Source organism: Pelorhabdus sp. sgz311001 (assembly GCF_055901755.1).
Genome location: NZ_JBVXUT010000002.1, coordinates 447,950 through 461,342 on the forward strand (window position 1 = coordinate 447,950; position 13,393 = coordinate 461,342).

Annotated in this window: 14 protein-coding genes; all 14 read right to left on the bottom strand. The window is 46.9% G+C overall.

What is annotated here, in order from left to right:
- Positions 1 to 8 precede the first annotated feature (8 nt).
- Positions 9 to 1,103: an LptF/LptG family permease gene (locus AC0MXB_RS07960; protein ID WP_474039125.1), complete on the bottom strand. Its 1,095-nt coding sequence runs from the start codon at positions 1,101 to 1,103 to the stop codon at positions 9 to 11.
- Positions 1,104 to 1,112: 9 nt separating this feature from the next.
- Positions 1,113 to 1,832, bottom strand: a complete 720-nt coding sequence (gene lptB, locus AC0MXB_RS07965) for an LPS export ABC transporter ATP-binding protein (protein WP_474039126.1) — start codon at positions 1,830 to 1,832, stop codon at positions 1,113 to 1,115.
- Positions 1,833 to 1,847: 15 nt separating this feature from the next.
- Entirely contained in the window at positions 1,848 to 2,570 is a 723-nt protein-coding gene (locus tag AC0MXB_RS07970) for an LptA/OstA family protein (protein ID WP_474039127.1), read from the bottom strand.
- The gene (gene lptC / locus AC0MXB_RS07975; RefSeq protein ID WP_474039128.1) at positions 2,567 to 3,127 is read right to left on the bottom strand and encodes an LPS export ABC transporter periplasmic protein LptC; all 561 of its coding nucleotides are present in this window, start codon (positions 3,125 to 3,127) and stop codon (positions 2,567 to 2,569) included. Before lptC ends, AC0MXB_RS07970 begins: the two co-directional genes overlap by 4 nt.
- Positions 3,128 to 3,142: 15 nt before the next feature.
- A complete protein-coding gene (locus tag AC0MXB_RS07980) occupies positions 3,143 to 3,706 on the bottom strand; it encodes a KdsC family phosphatase (protein ID WP_474039129.1) in 564 nt (187 codons plus the stop codon).
- The gene (locus AC0MXB_RS07985) at positions 3,706 to 4,671 is read right to left on the bottom strand and encodes a KpsF/GutQ family sugar-phosphate isomerase (RefSeq protein WP_474039303.1); all 966 of its coding nucleotides are present in this window, start codon (positions 4,669 to 4,671) and stop codon (positions 3,706 to 3,708) included. Before AC0MXB_RS07985 ends, AC0MXB_RS07980 begins: the two co-directional genes overlap by 1 nt.
- A gap of 18 nt (positions 4,672 to 4,689) precedes the next feature.
- On the bottom strand, positions 4,690 to 5,514 hold the full coding sequence (kdsA, locus tag AC0MXB_RS07990; RefSeq protein ID WP_474039130.1) for a 3-deoxy-8-phosphooctulonate synthase: 825 nt from the start codon (positions 5,512 to 5,514) through the stop codon (positions 4,690 to 4,692).
- Positions 5,492 to 6,244 carry a 3-deoxy-manno-octulosonate cytidylyltransferase gene (gene kdsB, locus AC0MXB_RS07995; protein ID WP_474039131.1) on the bottom strand — a complete coding sequence of 251 codons (753 nt, stop codon included), beginning with the start codon at positions 6,242 to 6,244 and terminating at the stop codon, positions 5,492 to 5,494. Before kdsB ends, kdsA begins: the two co-directional genes overlap by 23 nt.
- Entirely contained in the window at positions 6,241 to 7,404 is a 1,164-nt protein-coding gene (gene lpxK, locus AC0MXB_RS08000) for a tetraacyldisaccharide 4'-kinase (RefSeq protein ID WP_474039132.1), read from the bottom strand. The genes kdsB and lpxK overlap by 4 nt, the downstream gene beginning before the upstream one ends.
- Before the next feature lie 25 nt (positions 7,405 to 7,429).
- Complete coding sequence (locus AC0MXB_RS08005) at positions 7,430 to 8,722, bottom strand: 3-deoxy-D-manno-octulosonic acid transferase (RefSeq protein ID WP_474039133.1); 1,293 nt, start codon at positions 8,720 to 8,722, stop codon at positions 7,430 to 7,432.
- Between the two features lie 36 nt (positions 8,723 to 8,758).
- Positions 8,759 to 10,486 (bottom strand): lipid A export permease/ATP-binding protein MsbA, encoded by a 1,728-nt coding sequence (msbA, locus tag AC0MXB_RS08010; RefSeq protein WP_474039134.1) that lies wholly within the window; start codon positions 10,484 to 10,486, stop codon positions 8,759 to 8,761.
- On the bottom strand, positions 10,486 to 11,628 hold the full coding sequence (gene lpxB / locus AC0MXB_RS08015) for a lipid-A-disaccharide synthase (protein WP_474039135.1): 1,143 nt from the start codon (positions 11,626 to 11,628) through the stop codon (positions 10,486 to 10,488). Before lpxB ends, msbA begins: the two co-directional genes overlap by 1 nt.
- Before the next feature lie 93 nt (positions 11,629 to 11,721).
- Entirely contained in the window at positions 11,722 to 12,525 is an 804-nt protein-coding gene (locus AC0MXB_RS08020; RefSeq protein WP_474039136.1) for an LpxI family protein, read from the bottom strand.
- Between the two features lie 4 nt (positions 12,526 to 12,529).
- A complete protein-coding gene (gene lpxA, locus AC0MXB_RS08025) occupies positions 12,530 to 13,354 on the bottom strand; it encodes an acyl-ACP--UDP-N-acetylglucosamine O-acyltransferase (RefSeq protein ID WP_474039304.1) in 825 nt (274 codons plus the stop codon).
- Between the last annotated feature and the right edge of the window lie 39 nt (positions 13,355 to 13,393).

Here is a 13,393-nt window from a genome sequence, read left to right on the forward strand (position 1 = left end):
TTCCCTCCCTAGCGCGACGCTTTGCGTACCAGGTAAATCCCGGCAAGAAGGCCAATGAAATTCGGTATCCAGGCCGCTGCAACGGGTAGAATTGCTCCACCCTGGCCAAGCGCTGTCGCTACAGTCATAATCGCATAATAGATAAAAATAATGATAATACTGATGCCAAGGCCAATAGAGGAACTCGAACGGTGAGGCTGAAGCCCTAGCGGCGTACCAATCATGGCAAAAATAAAGCTAGCCATGGGGATTGCCAGACGCTGATGGAGTTCTACTTCATAGTTATTTGTATTAACATACTGACCTTTTAACAGCTTAATTTCCTGCTTTAACTCTTTAATCGTCATTTCTTCCATTTTCTTTTGATCGCGAGAAATGGCTTTGGGATCTTTATTTAACGGCAAAACTTGTTCCTGGAACTGCATCACCCGAATCGCTGTGGAGTTCTCCTGGGGCGTTAAATCATGAATTGTACCATGATACATAATCCATTTGTCGCTAAACCATTTGGCTTTTTCAGCATTTTCCACTCGGACAAGTTCGCCATTATCAAAATCTTGTACAGTGACGCCGATCATTTCATTCGTAGCGGCTTCAAACCGTTTGGCGTAAGTTAAACGTTGCAACGCGCCGTCCTTAATATCTTTGATAATGACATGTTCCTGCGACTTGGGAGCCGTATTTTGTTCAATATCATAACGTACAATATTATTATAGGCTTCATTAGCCCGCGGTACAACTAGTTCATTAAAAGCTACCGCAAAGACACTCACACCAAAAGCCACGATAAACACCGGCAAAGTGAGCCGATAAAAACTAAGGCCGCCAGAACGCATGGCTGTAATTTCGCTTGACCCTGACAATCGTCCAAAGGATAAAAGTGATGCTAGCAGCATACTCATCGGAAAAGTCAAGACGACAATGCTGGGAAGACTAAAAACAAAGAGCTTCGTCACAACCCAAAGAGACGCCCCGTATTTCGTAATATACTGAGCAATTTTAAAGAGAGTGCCTGTGCCGATAAAGACACTGGAAAAAGCGGCAATCCCAAAGATAAAGGGTCCTAATAGTTCACGAACAATATATTTATCGAGAATACGCATACAAATCTCCTACAAGCTGAAATTCTCGCCAAGATAAAATTTCCTGGCCACTTCGCTTTCCGCGATTGTCGTTGAGTCGCCGGAAATGAGAATCTGCCCTTCATTTAAGATATAAGCTTTATCGACAATGCTTAAGGTTTCCCGCACATTATGATCCGTAATGAGTACGCCAATGCCGCGTTCTTTTAAATAACTGATAATACCTTGAATATCGGCCACAGCAATGGGATCAACACCGGCAAAAGGCTCATCAAGCAGAATAAAGTAAGGATCTGTGGCCAAGCTGCGAGCAATTTCCACACGCCGCCGTTCGCCGCCGGATAATTCCGAACCAAGCCGTTTTCGCACATGCGTAACATGAAATTCTTCTAACAGCGATTCCTGCTTATCACGCCGTTCCCCTTTCGACAGCTTGGTCGTTTCTAAAATGGCCATCAAATTATCTTCTACTGTTAACTTACGAAAAATGGATGCTTCCTGAGGTAAATAGCCAATGCCAAAACGCGATCTTTGATACATGGGCATAGAAGTGACGTTTTCGCCATTCACCGAAATGGATCCCTGATTGGGTCGTTCTAAGCCGACAATCATATAAAAAGTGGTTGTTTTCCCAGCGCCGTTGGGTCCCAAAAGCCCCACAATCGATCCTTGGTCAACACGCAGACTGACGCCGTTGACCACATTGCGCTGTTTATAGGTTTTTACTAACCCGCTTGTCTCAATATACATAGCTTTTTATCCTTTTCATTCCTTCGGAGTAATCACAAGCTTCGTCCGGCCCTTCGCATCAGCAGTTTGGCTATCCATATGGATGGTCAGCGTATCGCCTGTGATCAGATTGCCTTCCTGCAAAGCTCTGGCATTGCCTGTAAGCACAGCCCGCCCCTTGCCTGCTGTCTGCAAGCCATAATAGTCTAGATGATCGCCTGTCGCATCGACTTGACGACTTTCACTGACTAAATGAACAGCACCTTCGCCAACAGCCCGATCTTCTTGATAGAACGCTTCAATTTTATTCGCTGTCATCACCCCATCAGCGCTCTCTAATCTTGCCTCTGAGGGAATTAAAGCATACTGCTTTTCTGAATCATATTCAATGGTCGAACCTGTCGCTTTCGACTGTCCTTTTACGAGGATGGGCGAACCGGTGGCAACCATGCGTGTATTGTTATAAGTCTTTACTTCGCTAGCTGTCAAGGTTGCGTCATCTTTTACGGCATGAACGCCGCCCGTAATGAGCCCTTCCATGCTCTTCATATTATAATGAACTTCACTGCCAGTAATGGTCGCATTTGTCTGTTTCATTACTACATTGCCGCTAGCATGAACCTGGCCCTGCGCCGCATCATAGTCAATGACATCAGCCGATACTTCTACTGGCTGCCCTGGCGCTGCGCCAACGGGGCTTGTCCAAGCCCAAACTGCCATTGAGACAGCAAAAAATCCAATCATCCATTGTTTCTTCACGGCTCCCGGCCTCCTTTACTTACCATATGGGCATGGCCTGTAACTTTCACTGTTTTTAAGAGTGTTTCACTTTCCATTTCGTCGCCTGTCAGAACGGTATCATCTTTGACGACACGAATACCGCCACTGGCATAAAACTTCTTCGCCTGATCCTGCCATTCACTACGTGGTGCCGTAAATTCACCGCCATCACTGGAAGTTCCTTTCACATCACCAGACAAAACAATATTTTTGGTTTTGGAATCATAGGTTCCATCTTGACTAACGATTTTCAATATCTTGCCATCCGCACTGTAAAAGGCTCCCTGCACTTTTTTCAGTGTTATATTTTGTGTATTCGGATCTACAGCAATCGCTTCTGCCGTGAGCTCCCAAATGCGTCGACCATTTTCCTCTTCGACAATCTGATTGCCGGCAAAGGTTAGCGATTCTTTGGGTGCAGCCGTTGTTGCCTGACGCGGCGGAGCTGCTGGCATCTCATCTTTCAAAAAATAATAAAGACCGCCGCCAAGTACGAGACAGATACTAGCGCCGATTACCCAAGCTTTCGGGTTCAAAGGGATTCCCCTTTCTTATTGGCAGAGTCCATTGCAACCTGGCTGTTTATACCGATTGATCAGGCTGTCCCACTTGCTCTGCGCTTTTAAAATCATTTCAATCACTTCACGTACAGCTCCCTCGCCGCCTTGACGCTGCGTAATAAAATGAGCTGCTTCTTTGGCTTCGACCGCACCATTTGGCACAGTACAAGCCAAGCCTACACTTAATAGCAGGGGCAGATCATTAATATCATCGCCAACGTAGCAAATTTCTTCGATTGAGAGCTTAGCTTCTTCCAGCAAGTTTGTCAACGCTGTCACTTTATCGCTAACGCCCTGATATAAATGCCCAATCTTCAATTCATCGCTACGCCGCTCTACAATTTGACTGGAACGGCCCGTAATGATCGCCGTTTCGAGTCCTGCTTCCCGACTTAACGCTAAACCCATGCCGTCAAGAACATGGAACGCCTTTAAAACTTCACCGTCGGCGCTAAAGAAAAGACGACCATCAGTCAATACACCATCTACATCAAGTACAATTGCTTTAATGCGACGCGCGCGTTCTTTTAAGCTGAGAGTTTCTCCTTGTGCCATTATACCACTCCTTGCCGCAATAAGTCAGTAAGGTGAATCATGCCAATCGCTTTATTTTCGCTATCGACAACAGGAAGCACTGTAATCGGACGCGGTTTATGCTTTTCCATCCGATGCAAGGCTTGCGCCGCGAGTTTCTCAGCCGTAATGACCGCAGGTTGCTTGGTCATAAATTCAGCTACAGGTGCGCTTAAAAATTCATAGCCTTTTTCCAGGCAACGGCGAATATCGCCGTCAGTAAGGAGTCCTAATAAAACACCGTCATGATCAACAATGGATACAGCGCCAAGACCTTTATCCGTAATTAAGAAGAGAGCTTCTTTGACCGACTTATCGCCAGTAATCAGCGGATTTTCGCTGCCGCCATGCATCACGTCCGCTACCGTTAAGAGCAGACGCCGTCCCAGGGACCCGCCGGGATGAAAGAGAGCAAAATCTTCAGCAGTAAATTTACGTTCGGACAGCAAGGCAATTGCTAAGGCATCGCCCATAGCTAAAGCTGCGGTAGTACTAGCCGTCGGCGCCAGCCCTAATGGACAGGCTTCTCTGGCAACAGAGGCATCTAGAAAAAAATCAGCATTTCTCACTAGCGTCGAATCAGCAGCGCCGCATAAAGCAATCACTGGCGTACCAATTCGTTTAAAAACAGGTAAAATGGCTAAGATTTCGCCTGTCTCGCCACTATTAGAGAGAGCTAATACCATATCGTTTTCAGTAACCATACCAAGATCGCCGTGAATGCCTTCCGCTGGATGTAAAAAAAGCGACGGTGTTCCCGTCGAAGCCAGCGTCGCCGCAATCTTCCGGCCAATATGGCCGGATTTCCCCATACCTGTTACAATGACGCGGCCAGGGCAGGCAAGAATGGCCTGTACGGCCTGGGTAAACTCAACATTCAGTCGAGGAACTAAAGCAAGAATCGCTTCGGCTTCGATCGCTAAGGCCGCTTTGGCCTGTTCTAACATTTCCATGGACTCACCGCCTTATTTATGTCTGCGCACGATGGCGTCAATTGCCACCGCATCAGCTAAAAGGGATTCAAGTCCAGCAAAATCAAGCATGTTCGGACCGTCTGACAAAGCTTCTTTCGGGTTATCATGGACTTCTAAAAATAAAGCATCTACGCCTGCCGCTACAGCCGCACGAGTCAAATAAGGAACAAATTCACTCTTCCCGCCCGACGTGGTACCAGCACCGCCGGGAAGCTGTACGCTATGAGTGCCGTCAAATACGACAGGGTAACCGAAAGCGCGCATAATCGGTAGTGACCGCATATCAGCAACCAAGTTATGATAACCAAAGCTGGCGCCGCGTTCCGTGAGCAGCAAATTCTGATTTCCCGCTTCTTCCACCTTAGTAACTACATTTTGCATATCTTCAGGCGCTAAAAACTGGCCTTTTTTTACACTGATGGGCTTACCCGTCTTGGCTGCCGCATAGATCAGATCGGTCTGACGGCATAAAAAGGCCGGAATTTGTAGCAAATCAAGCACTTCAGCTGCCGGTTCTACCTGTTCAATGGAATGAATATCACTGACAATAGGCACCTGAAGTTCGGTTTTGATGGCACGAAGAATCGCCAAGCCTTCCGTTAATCCAGGCCCCCGAAAAGAATGAATGGACGAACGGTTCGCCTTATCAAACGAGGCTTTAAAGATATATGGAATAGCAAATTTCTCGGCAATCGCCTTGATGGCTTTCCCAATCTTGAGACTCCGTTCATAGCCTTCAAGCACACAAGGACCGGCAATCAATACAAGGGGCTGCTCACCGCCGATTTTCACATTACTTACTTGGATAGTTCTCATCAAAAACACCTCCGGCAAATAGTTTGTTTACATAGAGGAGATCTTCCGGCGTATCGACGCCGATCAACTGCTGGTCTGTCGTAAGAACTCGGATTTTATAGCCGTGTTCCAAAGCGCGAAGCTGTTCTAACGATTCGCTGACTTCTAGCGGTGTTTGCGGTAGTTTTGCATATTCTAACAAAAAATCACGGCGATAGGCATACATACCAATATGCTTATACACAGTTGCTTTCGGCTCGCTGCGATGAAAGGGAATCTGTGAACGAGAAAAATACAGCGCATAGCCTTTTAAATCGGTTACGACTTTTACGACGCTGTCAACCTGATACTCAGTCGCATCAAGCGGCGTTTTCAGTGTCGCCATGGCTAGCGCCGGATCTTCCCTAAATACGGCAGCCAGATCATCAATAAGCTGCGGATCAATAAGCGGCTCATCGCCCTGCACATTGACAATCACATCGACATCGGGATACTTAGTCGCAACCTCCGCTAAGCGATCGGTCCCAGTCTTATGGTCTGGTGATGTCATGATCACTTTACCGCCAAAAGCTTCTACAGCGGCAAAAACCGCTTCATGATCGGTAGCCACAAGCACTTCTTGCGGCAACTTCGCACTTGCCGCCCGCTCATAGACACGCTGAATCATGGGTTTGCCCGCAATTTGCGCCAGTGGTTTGCCCGGCAGACGCGTCGAAGCATAGCGGGCTGGAATAATACATAATATGTTCATAAGACAAATTTCCTCTTTTCATTGGTCATCTTGGCAACAAGCTCCATAAATTCTTGTTCGCCGCTTGTCATCTGCACTTCAATGCCTAAAACGTAGAGAGGTACTGGTCTATCAGAATAAATGAACTCAGTCGGAATCTTGACCGCGTCTTTTTCTGTCGTAATGACAGCCTCGACTTCTTTCTCGACGGCCAAGTCCATGACTGACTGCATTTCAATCATTGTATAATTGTAGTGATCAGGATATCGTACGCCTTCCACAACAGCAGCACCGAGATCTTTAATGGTCTGCTCAAAAGAAGAAGGATTACCAAGAGCGCAAAATGCCAGCAGTTTCTTATTCGCAACCTCGCTCAAGGGCAGGCTCTTGCCGCGCGGCCGACGATACCATTCTTGAATTTCCATAAAACAATGCGGCGCGTGAACACTTTCCATAATAAGCGCGTCCGTATTGTAATGACGTAATACCTCGCTAATATTATCTTTCGCGCCCTGAGCTGACTGGTCCACACGAGTTAAGAGAAATACGTCGGCGCGACGCAGATTGGTTAACGGTTCACGTAACGTGCCCCGCGGCAACAAAAAATGATTGCCAAACATATTGATTGCATCAATGAGCACAATATCAAGATCGCGATGCAGCGGCCAATGCTGATAACCGTCATCTAAAATAAGCACATCCGCCTTTAATTTATCAAAGGCAAACTCGCTTGTCAAACTACGATTTTTGCCGATCACCACAGCGGCTCCTGGCACATTTTTCGCCAGCAGATAAGCTTCGTCGCCAGCTTCGCTGACGGTCATATAAATATTGCGGCCATCAGAAACTGTACCGACAGGCTCCTTCCAGCCAGCACGGTAACCGCGATTTAAAATCGCGACCTTATAGCCCATATCGCGAATAATCGCCGCTAGTTTTTGCGCCGTAGGCGTTTTACCGGTACCGCCTACAGTAATATTGCCAAGACTAATAACGAGGCAAGGCAGACGAAATTTATGGAGAATACCGATTTTATACAGAAAAAGCTTAAAAAAAACGCCAAAGCCATAAACCCAAGACAAAATCTCTAGTATATGTAAAATAATTTGATCACGCCAGCTATGGCGGTCATTATGAACTAAGGCATACAAATATTGCTGCAGCCGATCAAAAAAATGCATAATTTTCTCCTCGTCCCCTAGCCAGTTACTCCACATAGCGTTTCATATACTCCACACTTTTTTGGGCCGCTCCACGATTTTCTGTCATAATCTGCGACGCTGCTAACCCCATCGCCTGAGCCTGTAGCGGATTTACACAAAGAGCCAGGATTTTCTCACCGAGATCTTTACCATCTTTGACCGTAGCGCAGGCATTGCGGCTAGAAAGCAGTGCATAAGAGTCCTTGAAATTAAACATATGCGGTCCGACAAAAATCGGCTTGCCATGGGCTGCAGGCTCTAGTACATTGTGCCCCCCCTGAGCAATGAGACTGCCGCCAACAAAAATAATATCGCCAAGACTATAAAGGCGACCCAGTTCGCCAATTGTATCAAGTAAAATCACGGCTGCACCGCTCGATTTCCCCTGCATTTTACTGCGGCGACAAACAGTGAGCTGCCGCTCACGCACCAAGTCTTCTAGCATCTCGGCGCGGCGGATATCACGAGGCGCCAAAATAAGCCGGGCCTTGCTATACACAGCCACAAGCGCCTGGAAGGCTGTTAAAATCATTTCTTCTTCGCCTTCATGGGTACTGCCGGCAATAATCACCGGAGCGCTCAGGGAAGGGTCCCCCAACTGAAAAAGCTCACACCATTTTTGCTTTTCGTCTTCACTGACTTCACTATAAACTTGATCAAATTTAGTATTTCCGGTAACAACGATCTTCTTAGGATCAGCTCCGAGGCGTTCCACATAAATACGGTCAAGATCGGACTGCATACAAAAGAGACTGACTGTAGCCAGCATTTCCCGCAGAAGTGAACGAAGATGTTTATAGCGATTGACACTTTTATCACTGATACGTCCGTTGACCATCACTACAGGCACACTGCGGCGGGCAATAGCCTGCAAAAAGTTCGGCCATAACTCGGTTTCTACTAAGACGAATAAATCCGGTGCGACTCGATTCACCACACTAGCACTGAGCCAGGGCAGATCCAGGGGGAAAAAGAGGATCGCCGCTGCATCAGGCATAATTTTTTGCGCCATTTCGTGGCCTGTTGCTGTTACTGTCGTAACAAGAATAGGCCGAGCTGGAAAGGCTTTATGCATCTCTTTCACAATCGGACTTGCCGCTACAATTTCCCCCACCGACGCGGCATGAATCCATAAACACTGCTTATGGGCGACAGCGTCTAGCTCTGCTTGCGGCAAAAAGCCAAACATTTGCTTCATTCGTTTGCCAAAACCAGCTTCGCGGCTCCATCGCCATAAAAACACCGGCATGGCCAGTACAGCAATGAGCAAAGCTGCGATGTTATATAACAAGCGCACCAAATTTACCCCTTTCGCGCTCTGACCGCTGGCAGTTTACTTTTGGGAAGAAAACTGAACTTGGTAGAGTTTATAATAAAGTCCCTGACGCTCTAGAAGTTCCTGGTGGGCGCCACGCTCTACAATACGGCCTCGTTCCATAACAAGAATCATATCAGCCCGTTGCACCGTAGACAAACGATGGGCAATGACAAAAGAGGTCCGACCAACCATCAATTGATCCAGAGCTTCCTGTACAAGTTGTTCGCTTTCTGTATCGAGTGCAGAAGTGGCCTCATCAAGAATTAACACTTGCGGGTTTTTCAAAATAGCTCTAGCAATGGCAATACGCTGACGTTGACCGCCAGAAAGCTTAGAGCCCCTTTCCCCAATCATCGTGTCATAACCAAGGGCCATACTTGTAATAAACTGATGCGCATTAGCTGCTTGCGCCGCAGCAATCACCTGCTCTTTGGTTGCCGTTAAATCGCCATAAAGAATATTATCGTAGACAGTCCCATTAAAGAGAACCGTTTCTTGCGGTACAATGCCGATCTGCTCCCTTACACTGTTTAGCGTCACTGCACTGACATCATAATCATCAATGGTAATTTTGCCGCTAGTCGGATCATAAAAACGAGGAATTAAATTCGCAATCGTTGTTTTACCGGCACCGCTCGGTCCGACGATAGCAATCATCTGACCTGGTTCGGCCACGAGCGTAATATGATCTAAAGCGACTTCGCCCTCATTGTACTCAAAGGTTACGTCATGAAAAGCTACTTTGCCTGTAATCGGCGGCAAGGGCTTGGCCCCTGGCTGATCGGCAATCTCTGGCTTCGTATCAAGCACTTCAAATACGCGGTCAGCCGCTGCTAAAGCTCTTTGAATATTGCCATAAACACGACTTAATCGTTTTACCGGATTTGATAAATTGACAACATAAATCAAAAAGGCGATCAGTGAACCGGATGTCAGATCACCGTTAATAACTTCGCGCCCGCCATACCAAATAATAACCGTGACGCCGATGGCTGCAAGAAATTCAATAATTGGCGTAAGAGTAGCCATGAGCTGCGACGTTTTCATTTGCGCTCGAAAGTTAAAATAGTTTTCCCGATTAAACCGGGAAATCTCGTAGTCTTCCCGTACAAAGGATTTTACAACTCGGACAGCCGAAAGTGTTTCCTGTAGCACCGCCGTAATATCGGCCGCTCTTTCCTGCATATTCGTACTAGCTGACCGCAGTTTGCGGCCAAAAACCTCAATCGTTTTCGCTACAAGCGGCATCGTAATTAAGGTGAGCAACGATAACTGCCAGTGGATATAAAACATGGCGACAAGAGAACCAATCAGAGTGACTCCCTCCGTAACCATTTCGATTACATTTTCCACCATGGCGCTTTGCAACGCTGACACGTCATTGGTAATATAGCTCATAATCGTCCCAGTCTGGCGCTTTTCAAAATAAGACAGAGACAATCGCTGCAAATGACGATAAACAGCCTCACGAATATCAATAATTACTTTTTGACCAATATAGCTCATTAAGTAGGTCTGGCCATAAAAGAAAATGCCGCGAAAAAAATAAACAATCACAATGCCCACGGCAATATAATTGAGCATCATCATATTGCGGCTTGTAAGTACATCGTCAATTACATCTTTAATAATCCATGGCACATATAAATTAGCGCTCGAAGCAAAAACAATGCAAAGAATTGCCACGACAACGCGCTTTAAATAAGGTTTGACATAATTTAAAAGGCGAAGATAGGTGTTCATTACTTTCCTCCACTCTGTGCGGCCACTTCCAAGATGACGGCAGCCGCCCGTTTGACGGCGCCAGGCTCGCCCAGCTTATGACGTACGTCCGCTAAATCGGCTGCAATATGATCCCAAGGACTTTCCTTACGTAGTATGGCCAGACTTTCAGCCACAATAGCCGTAACCGTCACTTCATCCTGCAATAATTCTGGCACAACTTTACGACCAGCCACAATATTAGGCAGTCCAATATGAGGTATCTTAACCAAAGGCTTGCCTAAAAAGTAGGTTAACTTATTGACCCGATACATAATGACTACAGGCAGACCCATTAAGGCCGCTTCCAAGGTAGCCGTGCCGGAGGTAGCAATAGCAAGATCCGTAATATTCATAATATCATAAGTATGATCTCGCGTGATCGTCACAGCTAGACCAGCTGATTGAATCATGCCTTCCAGTTCGTCTGCTGCTATGGTCGAGGCTAGCGGCAAGAAAAATTGCGTGTCTGGTATTTGCCGCTCAAGTTCCTTAGCGGCCGCTAACATGACGGGAAACAATTTATGAATTTCCTGCTGTCTGCTGCCAGGCATAAGCAATATGCGTTTTTTCTTTGGATCCGCCTGAAAATAACGAAAAGCTTCTTCTTTGGACAAAGCAGGCTTAACGATATCTAAGAGCGGATGGCCCACAAAAGAAACATGGGCGCCCGCTTCTTCGTATACCTTAGCTTCAAAAGGGAAAATGGCCGCAACGCGATCCACTATTTTCGCCGTACTTTTCGCTCGACCTTTGCCCCAGGCCCAAGCCGACGGGCTAATATAAGAAACGACGGGAATATTCAGTTCCTTCGCTTTTTTCGCCAGCCTCATGTTAAAACCAGGGTAGTCAATCACGACTAACACATCCGGTCTTTCGCGACGCATGGTCTCCACTAAAAAATCGCGTAGGGCAAAGAGTCGCCGCAAATTTTTCAAGATTTCAATGATGCCGATGACGCCAAGTCCCGCAATATCATAGACAATATTGACGCCCGCTTTACGCATAGCGTCGCCGCCCATACCAAGTAGGGAAACGCCCGGGCAAAGCTCTTGTAAGGCCTGCGCTACCCTAGCGCCATGCAAATCGCCTGACGCTTCACCGACTGAAATCATTATTTTCATAAAGCACCTCTTTTATCCGAAAAAGCCACAGAAGCATAGAAGCACAGAGAAGACAAACCACCTCAGTGAATCGATGAATCTGCGGCCTCTTAATTACATGGCAACAATCACAATATGATGTTCTTCGGCCAAGGCTAGTACGGCTGCTTTATCGACTAGAAGCGTCTTTCCGGCTTCAATAACAAGGCCTGCCGCCTTCGCTTCAATCATTGACTGAAGCGTCTTTACACCAATACCAGGCATATCAAACCGAATGTCTTGCTGTGGTTTGGCCGCTTTGGCAACAATCACGCCTTGACGTCCCAACGCACCACCGCGTAAAATAGCGGCGTCAGTACCTTCAATGGCTTCTACAGCCAGAACGGCTTGATCTTTCACAACAACAGTTTGCCCAATATCGAGCCCGCCTATTGCTTTTGCCATAGAAAAACCAAATTTCATGTCGGCAAGTTGCGCTTCGGTCGGTTGCAACTTCGTCAAAACACCAGGCTGCGGCAGAAGTTGCTGGATCAGTTTCGTCTGATCGAGTACGCCAATCCCCGCGCCAGCCAATTCCTTAACAAAAGCCAGCATGAGCGTATCATCATTTTTATCAGGCAAACTCTGTAACAGCTTGATCATGCGCATATCCGGCGGAATTTGACCAGAAAAGAGAAATTCCTTCGTGACCTTGCCGAGAAAAGTAACTTGCTTGACTTGCTCCGCTTCTAATGTAGTAATAATCTTATCAAGCTGTCCTACAGGTATATCAACTACTTTATCGCAATGGGCCGAAAGTTCGCTGTCCGTGCCAGGCACTAAGGTGATAGCAAGCACGGCAAAGCCCATGCCGCGAGCGGCACGGGCAAATTCAACAGGCAATCTTCCGACACCGGCCAATAGACCGATTGTGTTCATCTGATTACTCCTCACTTTCATCTCGCCGACCGCGGCAAATACCGCGTTCTGCATTCCGTAAAAATCGTAAAAAATGTTCTACTTCTTCACAAGAATCAAGTTCCTGCTCCATAACAGCAATCGCCTGCGGCAAACTGAGATTGGAGCGGTACAAATATTTATAAGCTTTCTTCAAATTGCGTCGCGACATCGGATTCACTCCGGCGCGAGACATGCCCACATTATTAAGTCCCCGTACGCGAGCAGGATGACCGTCAACAATGACATATGGCGGAATATCCTGAACCACTTTCGTCGCACCGCCGATCATAGCATTGCGACCAATTTTCACAAATTGATGCACGCCAGCAAGGCCGCCGATGACAGCTCTGTCTTCCACTACAACGTGGCCTGCCAGAGTCGCTGCGTTCGACATAATTACATTATTGCCAACGATGCAGTTATGAGCTACATGGGTATAGGCCATCATTAGGCAGTTCGAACCAATCCGTGTTTCTTCGCCTTCCCCTGTCGCCCGATTTACTGTAGCAAATTCTCGAATCTTGGTCTGGTCGCCAATAAATACATAGCTTTTTTCACCACGAAACTTTAAGTCCTGCGGTTCCGCGCCAATAGAAGCGCTAGGATAAATCACACATTCCCGTCCGATACTCGTCCAGCCATCAATCACGACATGAGCCATGATTTTTGTTCCGTCGCCGATTACAACATTTTCACCAATTACAGCGTAGGGACCGATCTCTACATCTTTGCCGATACGAGCTGCCGGATGAATGACTGCCGTTTCATGTATCTTACGGATGGGTATGACTGCTGATTCTACTTTCATCCGCATTTCAACTCCTTTTTATTTTCAACTATTTGAACG